This window comes from Salinimicrobium aquimaris (genome assembly GCF_035607535.1).
Lineage (GTDB): Bacteria > Bacteroidota > Bacteroidia > Flavobacteriales > Flavobacteriaceae > Salinimicrobium.
In genome coordinates this window covers 300,272-319,707 of sequence record NZ_JAYDZX010000003.1, presented here as the reverse complement: position 1 = coordinate 319,707, position 19,436 = coordinate 300,272, and the positions used below count along the sequence as shown (strand labels likewise).

General features: G+C 42.1%; 10 protein-coding genes. 1 reads left to right on the top strand and 9 read right to left on the bottom strand.

All coding sequences use genetic code 11. The features are described 5' to 3' along the window. Positions 1-61: 61 nt before the first annotated feature. A complete protein-coding gene (locus tag VR862_RS07555; RefSeq protein WP_324720346.1) occupies positions 62-1,846 on the bottom strand; it encodes a 1-deoxy-D-xylulose-5-phosphate synthase in 1,785 nt (594 codons plus the stop codon). Between the two features lie 38 nt (positions 1,847-1,884). Here VR862_RS07555 and VR862_RS07550 point away from each other — a divergent pair, with 38 nt between their 5' ends. Next, complete coding sequence (locus VR862_RS07550) at positions 1,885-2,334, top strand: nucleoside deaminase (RefSeq protein WP_324720345.1); 450 nt, start codon at positions 1,885-1,887, stop codon at positions 2,332-2,334. Positions 2,335-2,540: 206 nt separating this feature from the next. Here VR862_RS07550 and VR862_RS07545 read toward each other — a convergent pair whose 3' ends face one another. From VR862_RS07545 to VR862_RS07510, 8 genes are all read right to left on the bottom strand, one after another. After that, complete coding sequence (locus tag VR862_RS07545) at positions 2,541-3,476, bottom strand: glycoside hydrolase family 16 protein (RefSeq protein WP_324720344.1); 936 nt, start codon at positions 3,474-3,476, stop codon at positions 2,541-2,543. Positions 3,477-3,481: 5 nt separating this feature from the next. Then, on the bottom strand, positions 3,482-5,755 hold the full coding sequence (bglX, locus tag VR862_RS07540; RefSeq protein ID WP_324720343.1) for a beta-glucosidase BglX: 2,274 nt from the start codon (positions 5,753-5,755) through the stop codon (positions 3,482-3,484). A gap of 37 nt (positions 5,756-5,792) precedes the next feature. Then, entirely contained in the window at positions 5,793-8,120 is a 2,328-nt protein-coding gene (locus VR862_RS07535) for a glycoside hydrolase family 3 N-terminal domain-containing protein (protein WP_324720342.1), read from the bottom strand. Positions 8,121-8,339: 219 nt separating this feature from the next. Beyond that, positions 8,340-9,440: a glycoside hydrolase family 16 protein gene (locus VR862_RS07530; protein WP_324720341.1), complete on the bottom strand. Its 1,101-nt coding sequence runs from the start codon at positions 9,438-9,440 to the stop codon at positions 8,340-8,342. Positions 9,441-9,695: 255 nt separating this feature from the next. Beyond that, on the bottom strand, positions 9,696-11,021 hold the full coding sequence (locus VR862_RS07525; RefSeq protein ID WP_324720340.1) for a hypothetical protein: 1,326 nt from the start codon (positions 11,019-11,021) through the stop codon (positions 9,696-9,698). A gap of 25 nt (positions 11,022-11,046) precedes the next feature. Further along, positions 11,047-12,762, bottom strand: a complete 1,716-nt coding sequence (locus VR862_RS07520; protein ID WP_324720339.1) for a RagB/SusD family nutrient uptake outer membrane protein — start codon at positions 12,760-12,762, stop codon at positions 11,047-11,049. A gap of 18 nt (positions 12,763-12,780) precedes the next feature. Then, positions 12,781-15,969 (bottom strand): SusC/RagA family TonB-linked outer membrane protein, encoded by a 3,189-nt coding sequence (locus VR862_RS07515; protein ID WP_324720338.1) that lies wholly within the window; start codon positions 15,967-15,969, stop codon positions 12,781-12,783. Positions 15,970-16,363: 394 nt separating this feature from the next. Continuing rightward, on the bottom strand, positions 16,364-19,126 hold the full coding sequence (locus VR862_RS07510; RefSeq protein ID WP_324720337.1) for a triple tyrosine motif-containing protein: 2,763 nt from the start codon (positions 19,124-19,126) through the stop codon (positions 16,364-16,366). Between the last annotated feature and the right edge of the window lie 310 nt (positions 19,127-19,436).

The following is a 19,436-nucleotide window of genomic DNA, read 5'->3' as shown; positions in this document are numbered from 1 at the left end:
TAAGAAAATGTGCTTACGAGGAGTAGAAGGAGGCAAGGAAATATTTTATGCATTAGGGTAATCAGTAATTTTTGAGAAGGTCTTTAAGACAGCTTCTAATATTGTCAACGTCTATTTTTGCTATTTCTTGTAATTCGGTCACTTTTCCGTGATCTAAAAAGTCATCGGGCAGCCCCAGCATTTTGATTGGCAACCGATAATTGTGTTTCTGGGCAAACTCCATAATTGCCGATCCAAAGCCTCCCTTGATAACTCCATCTTCAACGGTCACTATTTCCTTATAGTCGGCAAAGATCTCGTGCAGCAGCTCCTCATCAAGAGGTTTAGCAAACCTCATATCATAATGCCCGACTTCCTTTTGCTTCGGAAAATCTTCAAGTGCTTCAGTAACATTCATTCCTATTGCACCAAAGCTCAAAACTGCAATAACTGTTCCTTGCTGCAGCTTTTTGCCTTTACCTATTAACAACTTATCAAAAGGTAATTGCCAGTCATTTCTAAAGCCTCTTCCCCTTGGATATCTAATTGCCAACGGCCCCGATAAATTATCTTTTTGAGCCGTATATAACATGTTTCTCAAATCCACTTGATCAAGCGGAGCGAAAATATTCATGTTGGGGATACACCGCAGGTAAGCAATATCAAAAGCCCCGTGATGAGTAGCTCCATCCTCACCCACGAGTCCGGCGCGGTCAAGACAGAATACTACCGGTAACTTCTGAAGTGCCACATCATGGATCACCTGGTCATAGGCTCTTTGCAGAAAGGTCGAATAGATAGCACAAAAGACGGTAAATCCCTGGGTGGCCATACCGGCAGCCAGGGTTACTGCGTGCTGCTCTGCAATTCCAACATCAAATGCGCGTTCGGGAAAAGCCTGCATCATATATTTCAGGGAACTTCCTGTTGGCATCGCCGGAGTTATGCCTATGATCTTTTCATTCTGCTCTGCAAGTTCCACTAAAGTGAGACCAAAGACATCCTGAAATTTCAAGGGAAGACCTTTTGTATCATAAGGAAGTAATTCCCCCGTGTCGGGAACAAATTTTCCCGGAGCGTGATACTTCACCTGATCTTCTTCGGCCTTTTTAAGCCCTTTCCCTTTGGTGGTGATGACGTGAAGGAACTTTGGTCCGCTAATAACCTTCAGTTCTTCTAAAGTGCTTGTAAGGCTTTCCAGATCGTGACCATCAACCGGACCGAAATATTGGAAGTTGAGAGCCTCGATGATATTATCTTGTTTCGGTTTATAACCCACCCTGGCTTTGGTAAGATAATTTTTTAGAGCTCCAACGCTGGGATCTATACCAATGGCGTTGTCATTGAGAATGATCAATAGATTTGCATTGGTGACTCCGGCGTGATTTAGGCCCTCAAATGCCATTCCGCTGGCAATAGAGGCATCTCCAACAACTGCTATATGCTGCTTTTGAAATGCTCCTTTTAAATTAGACGCCAGTGCCATTCCCAGCGCAGCCGAAATTGCCGTTGAGGAATGTCCCACTCCAAAAGTGTCATATTCACTTTCGCTTCTTTTCGGAAATCCGCTGATTCCGCCAAGCTGCCGGTTGGTGTGAAAAACATCTCTTCTTCCGGTAAGGATCTTGTGGCCGTAAGCCTGATGCCCCACATCCCACACGAGTAGATCTTCGGGCGTATTAAAGACATAATGTAGTGCCAGGGTAAGCTCTACTACCCCAAGACTGGCTCCCAAATGACCTTCCTTTGTGGCGACGATCTCAATAATGAATTTCCGAAGTTCTGCCGCCAGCTGCGGAAGTTTTTCCGGAGCTAATTTCCGCAGATCTGCAGGGGAATTTATAGTATCGAGAATAGTTTGGGCCATAAATCGCAAAGGTACATCTTGAAATTGTATTTTTGAATATGCAATTAGTTTTTGACGACAGCTATTTTATGCGCAAGGCGCTGGAAGAGGCTCAGCTTGCCTACGAAAAAGGAGAAATTCCCGTGGGGGTTGTGATCGTTGCCAAAGGGCAGGTCATTGCCCGCGGACACAATCTGACAGAACTTCTAAATGATGTCACCGCCCATGCCGAAATGCAGGCTATAACTTCTGCGGCCAATTTTTTAGGTGGGAAATACCTCCTGGACTGCACCATGTATGTCACCCTGGAGCCCTGCCAGATGTGTGCAGGTGCTTTGTACTGGAGCCAGATCTCTAATCTTGTCTTTGCAGCATCAGATCCTGAAAGGGGCTATAGAAAAATGGGCGCAAAACTTCACCCTAAAACGAAAGTCAAAAATGGCATTTTAGAGCAGGAAGCGTCAGATTTGCTAAAGAGATTTTTTATTGAAAGAAGGAACCTCAATTAGACCTGCAAAGCCAGGGATTAAAATAACCACGCCTCAAACACTGCATGGGTCAAAAAAAGGCTTTTTTTTGGAAGAGCTACAAGGCCAAAAAACACCTTGCGGGTCTGTTTCAACCCTTTCAGGGATCAAAACCCTGAAAGGATTAAAAAAAGATTCCCTTCAAAAATGACATTTCTGAAAGGAATCTTTGGCTATTTAACAAATCACTATTGGGTTATTAGAACCCAGTCTACAAGTACTTTTGCTTTTCCTGCTTTTATCAGGTCAACAGTAGATTGAGGAAGGCCGTTATAAGGTTCTTCGACAAGATTGGTTTTGTAAGGATAGGCACCCCCAAGCGCGAGATTCACAATGAGAAACTTCGGATTATCAAAGGCCCATTTGCCATAGTTTTCCACCATAGGTTTTGTAACCCTGTAGATAAGACGGCCATCAACCTTAAATTCAAATCCTTCCGGAGTCCAGTCTACGGAATATACATGCCAGTCTGTAACACTTTCCCCCTCCGGGAAAAAATATTTGTTTACTAACGGAGTTTCTCCAGAATAACCGGGGCCGTGTAGGGCAACCCCGATCCAATCTGTTTCTCCTACATACTCCATAATGTCTATCTCGCCTGTTGCAGGCCAGTCGCCGCCGCCAAGGGCCCAAAAAGCCGGCCAGAATCCTGCGCCTTCAGGAAGTTTCATCCTGGCTGCTGCAGTTCCATAAGTAAACATAACTTTGTCTCGGGTATTAATACGACCCGAAATAAAATCAAAGTTCTTTCCGTTTATGGTTGTAAAATTGGGCGAATAATGCGCCTGGAGAACTAAAGCACCACTTTTAGCACCCTGCGCTTCTTCGCCCTTTACTGTATAAATCGTGGCCGTAGAGTCATAATAAGCCTGCTGCTCATTATTGACGTGGAAATCTGTACCTATGACATTCCACTTAGTTCTATCAAGTGAGTTTTGAGAAAAATCCTCAAAGAATAAAGTGTCGTTTTTGGTTGTTTGATCTGCATGTTGCGCAAGAAGGTTCGCACTTGAACATATTCCTAATACCAGCAAAGCAACCTGGAAGTATTTTTTCATTCTTTTCATGTTTTTGCGTTCTTTTATAGCAAACTGGATGTCAAAAATGACATTTGTGACATCCATTTATTTTAATTTAATTCAAAGCTATTTTTTTTCAGATCTACTGAATTACCACCTACCATCACCTGGAATTCACCCGGTTCTGATGTCCATTTTTTATCAGCGTTGTAGAATTCCAGCAACTCATTAGTGATTTCAAAAGTCACTTCTTTAGTCTCCCCGGGCTGTAGTTCCACAAGTTCGAAGCCCTTTAATTCTATGACAGGTCTTGTGGTGCTGGCAACCAGGTCGCGGAGATACAACTGCACCACTTCTTTTCCTGCCTTATTTCCGGTATTTGTAACAGGCACGGTTACTTCAATTGAACCCTGCTGCGTCATTTCATTAGAAGACAACTTGAGGTCACCAAACTTGAAGGTCGTATAGCTAAGTCCATAACCAAACGGATACAAAGCTGTTTTCTCTTCATCTGTATAAGCGGAATAAGTCACATCTGTAGGATTGGTAGGACGGCCGGTCATCTTCTGATTGTAGTACAACGGCTCCTGACCAACAGCTCTCGGGAAAGACACCGGAAGTTTTCCGGAAGGATTATATTTTCCGAATAGCACATCGGCAATAGCGTTTCCACTCTCTGTACCAAGTTGCCATGCAACAAGGATAGCAGGAATATTTTCAGAAGCCCAGCTTATCTCAAGCGGCCTTCCGTTTTGAAGCACCAAAACAACATTCTTGTTAGCCGCAAATACTTCTTTCATTAGATCCTTTTGTACTCCAGCCAGACCAATGTTTACCTGACTTCTTCCTTCCCCACTCTGGAAAGCATCCTCTCCCAGAGCAAGGATCACAAGATCGGCCTTCTTCGCAGCATCCACAGCCGCTTTAAAACCAGATCTATCTGTGGTATTGATCTTAAGCGGTTTAAGGAAGCTGCGTTCCCCTACCCCAAGATCGGCTCCTTTAGCATAAGTTACCTTTACATCTTTCCCAACGGCATTTTTCACACCTTCTAAAATAGAGACAGCGGAATTAGCTTCTCCTTGCGCGCGCCAGTTTCCAATTGGAGTATTCTTATCATCGGCCAGAGGACCGATCACAGCAATATTTCTAACTGAAGAAGAAAGCGGTAAAAGATTCTTTTCATTCTTTAAAAGAACGATGGATTTTTTAGCCACATCCCTGGCAACCGCTCTGTGAGCAGCCCGATCAATTCGAGCCATGGCTTGTGGATCTGAATATCGGTAGGGATTCTCAAAAAGACCCAGTTTAAATTTCACTCTTAAGATCCTTCTAACTGCCTCATTGATCAATTCTTCATCTACTTTGCCTTCTTCAACAAGTTCGACGAGCCCAGTTTCGTAGGCGCCACCTTCCATATCCATATCGCTTCCGGCTTTTACAGCAATTTCGGCGGCATGCGTAAGATCTTCAGCAAAGCCGTGATCTCTCATTTCGGCTATTGAAGCCCAGTCTGAAACTATAAAACCATCCCAGTCCCAGTTACCTTTAAGGATCTCTCTTTGCAGAATCCTGTGACCTGTAGCGGGAGTACCGTCAAGATCATTGAAGGAATTCATAAAGGTTGCTACCCCTGCATTGGCAGCGGCTTTAAAGGGAGGAAGAATGGTGTTGTGCAGCTCATTTTCTCCCACATGAACAGTGTTGTAATCACGGCCGGCTTCAGCAAAACCGTAACCTGCAAAGTGCTTGGCTGTTGCTGCAATAGATGCAGGATTAGAAAGATCGTCACCTTGATATCCTCTAACTTTTGCTTCAGCAACGCGGGAGGTGAGAAATGGGTCCTCTCCTGCTCCTTCCATAATACGGCCCCACCTTGCATCCCTGGAAATATCTATCATTGGTGCAAAGGTCCAGTTCACCCCATCTGCTGCTGCTTCAAGAGCCGAAATTCGTGCTGTTTCCTCCATAGCCTCCAGATCCCAGCTGGCGGTTTCCCCGAGCGGTACCGGGAACATGGTCTTATACCCGTGGATCACGTCATATCCAAACATAAGTGGGATCTTGATCCTCGAATTCTCCATGACAAGTTTTTGTGCTTCCCGTGTGGCATCAACCGAAAGGACATTCAACATGGAACCTACAAGTCCTTTTTTGAGCTGTTCCTTGCGATATTGGTTTTGATCTCCGGTTGCCGGACCGGTAAGGTCCCAAGTCCCGCTGTACTGCACCATTTGCCCTACTTTTTCTTCGAGGGTCATAAGGGAAAGTACAGAATCGACTTTTGCTTCTACATTTTTTACTGAACTTTTGATTTCAGCATCCTGTGCCGTAGCTGTGAGAGCCGGGAAAAGACAGGCCAGGAATAATATTCGCTTTTTCATTTCTTGTATATTTGGTAATAGGGATTGATATATAATTTTATTTCGTCACCTCCAGGTCGGTTTTTAGTTCGTCCACCATTAGCTCAAAATCTCCCGGTTCCACAAGGGATTCTCCTTTTGGAGTGAAGTAGGCAAGATCTTTTGCATTTAGGGTAAAGGTTACGGCTTTTGTTTCTCCCGGTTCCAGAGATATTTTTTCAAATCTTCTCAATCTCTTTACATCTGGTGTACTTTGGCTGGCATAAAGGTCAGACGTATATAATTCCACGACTTCTTTTCCTGCTCTTTTACCGGTATTGGTCACTTTCACTTCTACTGTAACACTTCCGGTGGTGCTAATTTTTTCTTTATCCAGCTTTAGATCTGAATATTCAAAGGTGGTATAGCTCAAGCCATCCCCGAAAGAGAACTGCGGATTGTAATCGGCTTCATAATTGTAAACTCCTTCAGCTTTTGCCTGTTCTTCAGAAGGCTTGTGAATGTAAGGGATCAGTGCGTTTGGATACCGCGGATAATTATACGGCAGCTTTCCGGAAGGGTTCACATCTCCAAATAAAATATCGGCAAGCGCATCACCACCAAAATTTCCGGGGAGGTAGGTTTGCACGATGGCTGGCATTTCTCGTTCGAATTTACTGATAATCCGGGGGCGCCCTTCATTTAAGACAAGAATCACGGGGGTACCGGTCTTTGCTAGTGCTTTGGCTAATTCCGTTTGATGGTCAGACAGGTAGAGATCGTTGAGATCCCCCGGCTTTTCAGTATAAGTATTTTCACCTACAGCAAGGATGACATAGTCAACGTTCTTAGCTGCGGAAATTGCCTGCTCAAAATTCACTTTTTCATCCTCATAATATTTACCGCCTTCGACGTAAGAAACTCCGGGTTCAAAAATGACATTTTCGGCTCCTATTTCATACTGAATTGCTTCCAGAATAGTGTTGTACGACTCGGCAAATTCGGGAGTCTTCTCCCCTTGCCAGGAATAGGTCCAGGCTCCATTGAGAGTACGCATGGAATTCGCGTTTGGACCGGTAACGAGTACCTTCACATTCTTCTCAAGCGGAAGGATGTTGTCTTCGTTCTTAAGCAGGGTTATAGATTCGGCAGCCATATCGTAGGATGCCTTTTCAAATTCCTCACTCCCGAACTTTGGATAATTACTGTAATGAGTTACAGGAGTTTCAAAAAGATTAAGCGCAAACTTCACTTTAAGGATCCTTCTTACCGCATCATCAATCCTGGATTCCTTGACCTCGCCAGTTTTTACAAGATCGACCAGGTTATCAAAGAATACCTCATACTGGTAAGGCACCATTGACATGTCTATTCCGGCATTAATAGCCATTTTAATAGCCTCACGATCTGTTTCGGCTACCCGGTCGCGACGGTGCAGGTTTTCAATATCGGCCCAGTCGGTCACCACCAATCCTTCAAAGCCAAGTTCCTCTTTTAGAAGAGAGGTAAGCAGGTCATAATTGGCATGAACAGGAACTCCATTGATAATTCCTGAATTCACCATGATCGTGTGCGCTCCAGCCTCTACTGCAGCCTTAAACGGCGGCAGATGATATTCCCGAAGAGCATCCTGTGGAATGTAAGATGGAGTTCTATCCTTTCCAGAAGTTACAGCGTGATAGCCCAAAAAGTGCTTCAGGGTAGAAGCGATATGTTCGGGATGTCCAATGTTGTTGTTCTTGCCTTCGTAGCCATCTATCATAGCTACCCCTAAGACAGAGGCTAAGTAAGGATCTTCCCCAAAAGATTCCCACATCCTTGAGAACCGCGGATCCATTCCCAGGTCTAAAACAGGAGAGAAGTTCCACGGAATGCCGCTGGCCCGGGTTTCGTAAGCCGTGATCTCTGCTCCTCGCTGAACAAGTTCCGGATTACGACTGGCTGCCTGCCCTATTTGCTGCGGAAACATAGTAGCGCCAGCAGTATAAGTAGCGCCATGGATCATATCTACGCCGTAAATTATTGGAATTCCCAGTTTGGTCTCGGCTTTGTTGATCTCCTGGATCTCATTTATGATCCCATACCATTGCTCTGGTGATAAAGCCCTGTTGTTGGCTGTGTTTAGGAAAGAGCCCACGTGGTAATCTGAGACCGCTGTTTTAACCTTATCCCTGTCGAGCGCAAATGGATAGTCACTGGCGTAGCGATTTTCACCTTTTCCAATAACATCAAGGGTTACCTGGGTCATCTGCCCTACTTTTTCCTCAAGGCTCATCTTAGACAGAAGCTCATCAACTCTGCTCTCAATTTCGGCTTTTGTTGGTGTACTTGTCCTGTCCTGGGCCTTGACACCACAGCCGGTGGTTATCAAAATACCTATTCCCAGAAAAATTTGCGCGATTTTCATTTGTTATTCATTCAGAAATATTAAAAACTATTCTTGCCGGCTTATGTTAATCTGTTCATGCTTGAAGCCAATCGACTACCAAAAATTTAGATCGATTTTGTTCTTTTTGGAGGCTAATGTTCTTTATAGGTACCTCTGTCTATTCACCTGCACTGTCAGATATTTTAAAGCTGGAAATTCATCCAATTAATTTTTATAGGTTTCTTTCAACACAAAGATTTATTGATAAACTCTTACATAATCCACCTCCATAGTTGATGACTCGAAATTAGGATCTATTGAGAACCAACTTCCACCCATGGCAACATTTAGAATTAGAAAATGATCTGAATTGAAAGGCCAGGTTTCACTGTTTTTATTCGCCGGACTATAAGTGTAGTGGACTTCACCATCAACCGAAAAAATAATTTCCTGACTATCCCATTCAACTTCATATACGTGAAACGCCGTTGATACATCTTCAATTTGTTGTGCCCCATGATTCGTTGTGTCACCGTAGCTCGAGGGCGTATGCAAAGCACTTTGCACAATTCCCTGGTTGTGTCCCCAATGTTCCATAATGTCTATCTCCCCACAGTTTGGCCAACCCACCGTTCTAATGTTTGATCCTAACATCCAAATGGCCGGCCAGGTACCTTCACCATAAGGTAATTTTGCTTTTACTTCCACTCTACCGTAGGTAAAATCAAATTTTCCTTCAGTCAAAATTCGGGCTGACGTATAAGCTGAGTTACCATAATTCTCCTTCTTTGCTGTTATTTTGAGAAGCCCATCTTCTACCTTTACATTTTCCAGACGATCGGTGTAATATTGTTTTTCTCCATTTCCCCAACCATTACTTCCTGTACCAAGATCGTAGTCCCACTTGGAATTATCCGGACTACCGTCTGTATCAAATTCATCAGAAAAAACGAGGTCATTGAAAGGTGGCCGTTCAACAAGCACCTGGATCTTTTTAGTGGTACTCACATAATCATTAGTTGAAGAATAAGCATAGACTGACACCGAATATGAATTGAGATCTTTTTTTGTGTAGGTAAATTCAGTGGCACCTGTAGTGTTCGTTACAGTTTCACCATTACCAAAATGAAATTCATACCTTACCGCGTTAGCTGCGCTGGCAGTACATTTTATAACCCCGGTTCCATCTCCATACGGATGTTGTTCATCGGCACCGACTATAGAAACCTCCAGTGAAAGGTTTGATGGGATAATGTCTTCTGTTTCAACAATTTCATCTGAACTGGCTTCACAAGACAACAGGACGAACAATCCCAGGCCCAGCAATACCAAAGTATTGGGACTAAATAATTTTTTCATGATCTCCTTATTATTTGAAGAGCTGTTTAAAAAAAGAGGGCAATTTGCCCTCTTTTTATCTTATCCAATTCCATATGAAAAAGGACAGTGACTAAACAGGCAGCAGCTTATTTTGAAAGAATTTCTTATTTGAATTTTGAACTGCTAACTTTTAAACTCCTTATTCCTGGTAAAAATCATCTTCCTGGCAGCTAACTACCAGGAATTTGATTGATCAAAACTTAAAAATTTCTAATATTGAACAGAGTTTTCTCTCTAATTCTGTTCGATATCATCTATGTAGAAGGTACCAGCGGTAGTTCCACCAAAATCAAGGAAGATGGAGAATTTATCATATTGTCCTGTTGGAACAAATGCCTCTCCGGCTCCCTGATTACCATCGATATAACTTTTTCTTGCATTATTAAAGTCAAAAGTTAATTCTTCCCATCCTGTACCACCATGGTTCACTTCAACCTCATTAGCTCTTTCTCCATTTACACCGGTTTCTAATTTAAATAACACCGGGTATGCAGTTTCAGAATAAACTTTCATGGTAATAGTCTTGTTAGAGCCTGAAAAATCTATAGCATCAGCCAATGAAATGGTTAATGCATCATATTGACCTCCGGGAGTGATAACTTCACCAACCATGGTTGCAGTAGGATTAATACCAGATTGTTGAGGGTTAGTTACCACATTAAAATCAACTCCGGAAGCGGCGCTAACATAATCGTCGTTTCCATCAAAACTTAAAGGAAGACTTAGTGTTCCAGCTGAATCTCCATCACCTGTTTCTTTAGATCCTTCAGGCACAAATACCCAGGTCCAGCCTGTACCACCTGCATTTCCTGGCACATATAAAACCATTTGGTCTTCAGTCAAAGAAACTATTTCATAAACTCCGGCAGGATTTCCCCAAGGGGCTTCAGCTCCAAGAATATTTCCATCATTAATAATTAGTTTCTGGTTGGCCACATCAAGAACAAAACTGCTAAGTTGTCCATCAGCATTTTCATCGGCATAGTAGGTATAATTAGCTGCACCGTCAAGATCAAATTTCATCTTTCCTGAAGCATCAACCGGCGGACAACAGTCTCCGGCAGCATTCCACCAGATAGTCCAGGCACCAGCTTTATCTCCGGGAGGAGACATGAACCACCACTGTTGACCATCTGGGGCAGGACCACCAGCAAAGACCCAGGTCTTACCTTCTGCTGTGTTTTCCCCTACAAGATCATACCAATCCTGATCTAAAGCATGATCCAGCTGCTCTACTTCCACATCAATTGTCTTTGTGAAGAATTCACCACCCAGAGTTCCTACAAAGGTAAAAGTAGCAGTTCCCGGTATAGGATAAACAAAAGTTGTCTTGTTGGTAAGGGCCTTACCAAGATTATAATCCCAATAACCCGTGACACCGGGAGTGTCCATATTTAAGGTAATCATGTTACCCCCTGGAGTACTCTGGGTAGCTATTAATTCTACACCTTCAACATCTGTGCTGTTCTCTAAATGCATCTCATCTACTTCCGGTTCACAGCCCGCGAAAAGCATGACTACAGAAGCAATAAGCAGAGTTCCTAATTTATTAAGTTTCATCTCTCTCGATTTTAAGATTTATAATTTATTCCCATCCAGGGTTTTGCTCATAAACACCATTAGATAATCTAATTTCAGATTCTGGTATTGGAACCAAACCTTTAGTTTCCGGTCTATAGTTTACCTGGTAAGTAGCAGCAGCTCCGGAATTACTCACATTGAGGGTATAATTAAATGCTGACTCAACATCTCCCCAACGAACTAAATCAAACCAGCGAAGGCCTTCAAAAGCAAACTCATGCAAACGCTCCTGTTTTAAAGCCTCTAAGGAATAACCAACAGGATCCAATCCAGCTCTGGCACGAACAGCGTTCAGTCCTTCTGCAGTACCCGTAATTTCAGAGTGCATCAATAGAACGTCGGCATAACGCATGAAAATGAAATCCTGTGCATGCATTAATTGCATATCTGCGTTACCCCAGCCATATAATTGTACAAACATACCCTGTACAGTTCCTGCCTCGTTAGGGTACTGTAGCGCAGTATATTTCTTATTATAGAATCCGGTGAAATGATCCTGATTATTTGGTAGAGACCAGTTTCCAGTTCCCTGGCTTGGCTCCCCTACTTGAAGAATGGATCCTAATTTTCTTGGATCCTCATCATCCCATTCAGCCCATAATCTTGGATTTACTGTCATCCAGCCCCATCCTTCTCCAAAAGGCACTAAAGAGTTACCGCGTATAGAACCAAATAGAGATAACCTGTTTGTATAAATATTTCCATTATTCCATCCCCAGTCTCCAAAGGAAAACCTTTGTACAAACATGGATTCATAGTTTCCGGTACCAAAAGTTGGATTAGCTCCATCCTGGCCCACCCAGGACAAACCTTCTTCTGCAGCCCACGGTAAAATCTCATCATTTCCTGCAGCTATATTCACATAGGAATATGGCCATAGATTTCTAAAATCTGAAGCTAAAGCATATCCACTGTTATTGATAACATCTTCTAAATAAGCAGCAACCTCAGAGGCACCTAAAGATCCGCCATCAACCAAAGGCAATGTATTAGTAGGGGTATCGTTAATGTTAGTCATATATCCGGTATAGAACAAATACACGCGACCCATATAAGCTTCTGCTACCCATTTATTGGCGTGCCCATAAGTGGCCGTTGGAATAGTAGGGAACGGCGTGGATGGCAAGGTCTCAATGGCCATCTTTAAATCTGTGGCAATTTGCGCAAATGTCTCTGAATAAGAGGCTCTGGGCACATCCTTAGGATCGTCAACTGCAGTAATTAAAGGAACCCCGCCAAAGAATTTTGCCAATCTAAAGTAGAAAAATGCTCTCATAAAATGAGCTTCTCCAATGGCCTGAGCTTTAAATTGCTGAGCTTCTTCGGCACTAGGAAAGTATGAAGAAAAATCAGCACTTGCTGTTTTTTCAATAATAGCATTGGTCCTTGCAATACCATTGTAGGACTGAACCCACATACTACGATAAGTGTCTTCTGCAGGGTCTATAAAATTATCGACCCTTTTAGCAGATGCATCATCTGGTCCACCACCACCTAACATCATATCAGACATAAGGTTTGCGGCAATTGGTTCACTACCCTCCGGAGTCACAACGTAAATGGCATTGTAGACGCCGGCCATAGCCTCCTCTATATCAGTTGGAGTATTGTAATAAGTTTCCAAACTTTTTCCGTAGAGATTGTCGGTCTCCAGGTAGTCTTCACAACCAACCGCAACTAGCAGCGTTGAAAGAGCTATTAAATATTTTATTTTTTTCATAATTCTGATTTTTTTTAATTAAAAGTCAACTCCCAATCCAAACATTACTGTTCTCGCCTGTGGATATAATCCAAGGTCAATACCTGAAGCCCAGCTTGCGTCATGTCCAAAACGCACCTCAGGATCCATTCCGTCATAATCAGTAAACGTATGTAAGTTATTAATAGATACGTACGCATTAAGATTCTTTATTGCTATAGATTCAAACATGCTTCCAAAATCATATCCTACTGTCAAGTTATTTATTCTCACGTAATCTGCATCATGCATAAAAATGTCAGAAATAAACTGAGTATTCCTGTTTGAAGTAGAACTTAATCTGGGAAGGGTATTAGAAGTACCCTCTCCATGCCAGCGGTCAAAAATAGAAGTGGTATAGTTCTGAGTAAATTGATCAGAAAAAGAGCGGTAAGATTGCATTACCTGCATTCCGAACTTACCTGTCAATGTAGTATTTGCATAAACACCTTTGTACTCTAAGTTCAATTGAAGACCTCCTTCAAAGTCAGGGTTTGGATTTCCTAAAAAGGTTTTATCCAGATCATTTATTACCCCATCCTGATTAAGATCTACAAAACGCACATCTCCAGGACGTTGATCATTAAAGTAAGGGTTTCCATCAGGACCTACATAGGCATCAACTTCCTCCTGGTTTTGTAGGATCCCATCAGCCTTGAAGCCATAGAAGACACCAATAGGTTGCCCCACCTGTACTCTCGAAATTGGTGCAGTTCCCTGGGACAGAACATGACTGGGTCCCTGGATTATTCCTTCTGCATTGGCAATTCTTGTAACTTCATTTTTGTTATGAGCTCCGGTTAAAGTGACACTGTAGTTAAAGTCTCCGAAACTGTCGTTATAGTTTACTACAACTTCAAAACCGGTATTTTCTATATCACCACCATTAATAAATGGAGCTGCAGCACCGAAAGTTCCTAATATTGGCGCTTCTACCAACCAGTCTTTGGTAGTTTTCTTGTACCAGTCTAATGTTAGCCCAAGCCTCGAATTGAACATTCGGGCATCAATACCGAAATTCAACTGTTCTGAAGTTTCCCAAGTAACATCGGGATTCGTAACTCTTTCAGGATAAGCTGTAACCCCTGATACCGGTTTAGTATCACCGAAGAAATATCCAGGAAATACATAAGCGATTTGTGAGGAGTAGATAAAGTTTGGAATTGACTGATTTCCGTTTTGACCCCAGCTTGCTCTTAGTTTGGCATAATTAAGAACCTCCGAGGTGTCTGCCATAAAATCTTCTTCTGTAAATACCCAACCAGCAGATACCGAAGGGAAGGTACCCCACCTGTTGCCTTCTGCAAAGTTTGAAGAACCATCAACACGAACTGTTGCGTTGAAGAGATACTTTTCTAAATAGTTATACTGTACTCTACCCATGTACGACATCAAACCACCACCACCGGCAGCCCAGTCAGCACCCCACGTATTTATATCATTTATACTTTCGGGACTTTGAGTATTATTTATATAGGCATATCTTGGATTTCCCGGGAATAAAAGATTATTCCTGGATCCACCAACCTCAGTGTTAATCTGGTTTTGCAGTAATTCTGTACCAACCAAAGCATTAAGCTCATGATCGCCCATTGTAAAATCATACGAGAGTGTGTTAGTCCAGGTATAGTCATTACCAAAGTATTGACCTTGCTGAGCACCGTCCACTTCATCCTGATAAAGCACTCCAAGATGGTATGTTGGGTTCATCGATCTGCTGTGACCAAACCAGGCATTAGTACCATAGGAAGATCTGAATTTCAAATCTTGTATTGGTTCTACTTCTAGGAATACGTTACCCACGATATTATTCCCCTTACCATAATTGTAGTTATGGCGGTAATACATTATGGCAAGCGGATTTGTTTGATTTGTACTTATACCACCTAAAGTTGGGGTAAAGCCAAATTCGTTAACATTGTTATCAATAGCCGGCTGCCAATAAGCTGGCATTAATGGATTTTGAACCAAAGCATTGTGCAGGTCATTATAATAAATATTGCCTGTTGCGACCGCCCTGTTCTCAATATTTGTATAGGTGAAATTCTCTCCTATTGTAATAATGGCGTGTTCATCATTCTTTTTCAACACCATTTCTGTATTTAATCTTGCAGTAAATCTTTTAAATCCGGCATCTGTGATATGACCACCTATTATACCTTCCTGATCCAGGTAAGAGGCTCCTACAGAATAAATAATGTCCTCACTTCCTCCGGTGATATTAATCGCGTGACTTCTCATTGGTGCATCTTCCTGCGTCATCTCATTGATCCAGTTAGTTCCTTCCCATCCGTTTTCAAGATCTGCCCAGATTTCCTCACCTAGCTGAGTTCCTAGTCCGGGATAGTTATTCTCTAACCAGCTATTGTTGGTAAGCATGGCTCGCCAGTCATTTGGTGCCAAACCATCATTAACCCGTCCTTCATCCATAATATACATGTACTCCTGGGCATTAAGAGGATCCAGGTTTCTGTAAATATTTTGGATACCGTAGTAGGTGTCATAACTAATCTGCGCTGCTCTATTACTACGACCTTTTACCGTAGTTACCAGAACTACACCATTGGCTGCCCGCGAACCATAAATAGCTGCAGACGCCGCATCTTTTAGGACGTTGATGGATTCAATATCAGATGGGTTCAAATAATCTATGTTCCCTACGGCTACACCATCAACAATGTACAAAGGATTGGAGTTACCAATAGTTCCCAAACCACGAATGGTAATACGAGTACCTGCTCCAGGTGCTCCACTGTTTCTGGTTACGTTAACACCCGCTACAACACCCTGAAGTGCCTCCATAGGAGTCCCCGGGTTAAGAGATGCGATATCCTCCCCTGAAACATTACTGGTTGCGCCTGTGACTAAAGCACTCCTTTGAGTACCATAACCTACTACCACTACTTCCTCAAGAGCAGCAGCACTTTGTGTTAATCTAACCTGGATATCATTGGCATCCGTTAAGACCACTTCCTGGGGGGTATAACCTATATAGGAAATAACCAGAACATCTCCGGGAGCTGCCTCTATGGAAAAATTTCCGTCAAAATCGGTCAGGGTACCCGTAGAGGTTCCCTTGATGATCACATTTGCCCCAGGCAATGGCATTCCTGAATCATCAATCACAGTACCTGTAATTATTTCCGTTTGGGCCCAAACTGAGCTTGCTGCGAAAATAAATAACATCATTAAGTAATTTTTAATTTTCATTGATAGTTAAATTTAGTTGTTGGTGCATAATTTAAACTGATTTTCCATTAAGGCATATCCAAAATCGAAACCGATTGCGAATTATCATCTAAATAATTTACAACAGGATATTTTGTGAAATGTTTAGTATAGGATGTTGCGATGTTAAAATTGTGTTACTAATATATCAAGTAAATTTATAGAAAAAGTCGAAAACCGCCTCTACAAAAAACATACAGCAAAAAAACTGCATGTAAAGATTGCCATAAAGCCGCTATATTGCTGAGATATATCAATAATAGCAGTCTTTTAAAGATATTTAAAAAAGATAAATAAGTATTTATTAAACAGTAATGTAGAGGTATTGTAGAGGAAAAATACGGTCCTGTTAAGGCTACAGATCCATGATATAGTCGGTTAAATTGACTTCTCTGGGAAGATTCATCTTCTTTCTCAATCGATATCGCTTTATTTCTACACTCTTCACAGATATGTTAATAAGTGGGGCGATCTCTTTAGAGGAAAGATTTAATCTTAAATAAGCGCAAAGCCGAAGATCATTTGAAGTTAGTTCCGGATGCTTCTCCTTAATTTTGTCAAAGAATTCCTTATCAGCATTCCGAAATGCTTCCTTGAACATTTTCCAATTATCTTCCTCCTTTAATTCCCGGTCTATGGTTTTAATAACTCCTTTGACGTTGGTACTTTCCACTTCTTTCAGCTCCTCCTTAAGATTTGAAAGGAACTCGTTCTTTTTTATCAAAGACATAGTAGAGGCCGCCAGCTGGCCGTTTTTCTCTGCCATGTCCTTCTCTAAATGCTCTTTCTGAAGTCTGATGATTTCCTGCTCGGCCTCCATGTTCTTTAATCTAAGGGACTTTTCCCTTTCTTCAATCAATTTTGCATGTCGCCTTCTATAAGAGTAGTGAACTGCAAGGAGTCCTAAGAGAAAGACCAGAAAATAAAGGAACCATGCGAGATTACTGTAGTACCAGGGACGCTTTATTGAGAAGTCGTAAGTTATAACTTCCGTTTCCAGGTCATTGATCCTACCTCTTAGTTCAAAAGTATAATTCCCCGCAGGAAGATTCTCAAATCTCGCTGTGCCTGTTTGGTCCCAATTAGACCAGGCAGAAGAATAGTTGAGGAGACGATAGCTATACTGTGTCTCGGCCAACGCCTGGTAATTTGGAATACTATATTTAAAAATTATATTATTTATATCACTTACCAGATCAAGTGTGGCAACATCAAGGGATCGGAAAGAAAAATTTTGTCTTTTGGAGGCAGTTCCAACGGCATTGAGCAGTAATTCCCCGGAAGGGATTTTCTTAAGCGGCAGTGAAAATTGGATGTAACCACCGTTGGAACCTATTACGTACTCATTGGACCCTACAAGTGAAATATTTTCGAAACCCTTGCTGATGTTTCTACTTTCCAGAGGTAAAGGAACTTGACGCTGGACAAGTTTCTGTTCAAATGGATCCCTGCTAACATAGAAAAGATTATCACTACCAAAAGTCCACCAGCTCCCATCCTCCAGTACTAACGAGACTCCGCTGATCCTTTCATTATCCCTGCTAATTTCATTAAGCTCATTTTCAGACGTAAATTCATTTTTAGTCCTGTCATAGAGATAGACCGCATCTTCGGTAGAATAATATATATTATCTTCAAACTTGAATATCTGCGGCCCCATTTCAGATTTTTCACCCATTCCAAAATTCTCCTGCTTTTCAACTTTGGTATAATCCTCGTTGATTTCCAGTCTAAAAATCCCTCTATGGTAATGACTCATCCAAATTATGGAATCATTTTCTATGACCATATCCTGAACAGAAAGATCAAAACCCTCTATATAATGTGCTGGTGAATTTTCTCCACCCCCAGGTAAAAAACTTAGTCCGTTATAATGTCCCTGTAAAACACCTGAACCAAACTCCTCCACAGTCCAGGTTCCCAAACCATCCCAAACTTGAGTGGCCTCTACTCCATCAATGACAAATGTGCCCCTGTCATGTCCTGCATATAAATTACCATCGAGGTAGTTTAAACTCCACACCTGACCTGTGGTGCCATTTACGAGGCGGTAAGGCCTCTTAGACCCAACTTCTTTATAATAGAGACCCTGATTTGTCCCAAGATACATGATTCCATCTACCACCGCACTGCAATACACTGTGCCAATTGTTCCGAATATATCCACAAATAAACGGAAAGAACTTTCCCGATTGATCAATGCGATCCCATTGTCAAGCCCACCCCAAACATTGCCCTCTTCGTCTTCCATGACTGCAAGCAGGGTGTTATTTAGTAAGGTGGGCTGGGAGAGATGGTATTCCAATTTCCCTTCCAGGCTCAACAAGTAAAGACCTCCCCCTATACTTCCAAGAGCAAGAGAGCCGTCTCTGAGATAGACTGCGGAAAAAAAGCTTACTGAAATAGGATAATTCTCGACCGGTAAGGCATCCCACTGGTTACCAGTTATTATAAACAAGCCGTCATCCCTGGTCACAGCCAACATTTTGTCGCCGGAATATGGAAACAGACCAATAATCGCTTTGTACTGGATTTGCTCATTAGAAACAAATTCACGCCCTACTCCATCTTCAATTACATAAAGATCCTTTTCAGCCACCTGGTAATATATCTTGTCCCTTACTCCAAATAAGTTTGAAATATTCTTCTCCGTAACGATCGCGGTTACTTTGCCGGAGTTCTTATTGAAACTGTATAATCGTTGGTGACTCTGAAAGATCACGTAATCTTCCACTTCTTTAATATCCCAGAATTGTTCTCCATCAACCAAGCCCGATGCTACTGAATCTTTTAATGAGAAATACTGAAGTCTTCCATTTTCCTGAGTTCGCCAATACCCGAATTCCATGTACGCCCCGGTATAAATGTTTTCACCCGAAGCTAGAACAGAGCGCACCGCTGTTTCTCCGGGAACTTTATACAAGGTCCAATGCTCCCCATCATACTGAAGAAGCCCCGAATTATTTGCGACAAAAATTTTCTTATCAGGTCCCTGGGCAATCATCCAGTTCTGATTTCCTGCACCATAATCTCTGGGCGAAAAATTAGTAACAGGAGGTAACTCCTGCCCGGTGATCCCAAGGCTAATAAACAAAAAGAGATAGAAGTAAATCTTCAAAACTTGTCCGGTTTTTAAAACTGAGGCTTCTAAACAAATATAGCCTCTATTTATGTTTAACGAAATTTTAAGTAAATGATTTTATTGCAAAAGATCCCCGTTCTACTCGGGAGCGGCAAGAACCTAGACCTGCGCAAATCATATATTAATGGTCCTTCAAAAGTGCCATTTGGGGACCATCATTTTCCACCTGCTAATGCTTAGGACTATTTTAGGAAAATCCTTCTTTTATTGTTATAAACGGGTTAAAAGCACACGAAAGAGCCGTTATTTTTTGGAAATTGAGGCATTTAGCAAAGCTCCAGCCGCG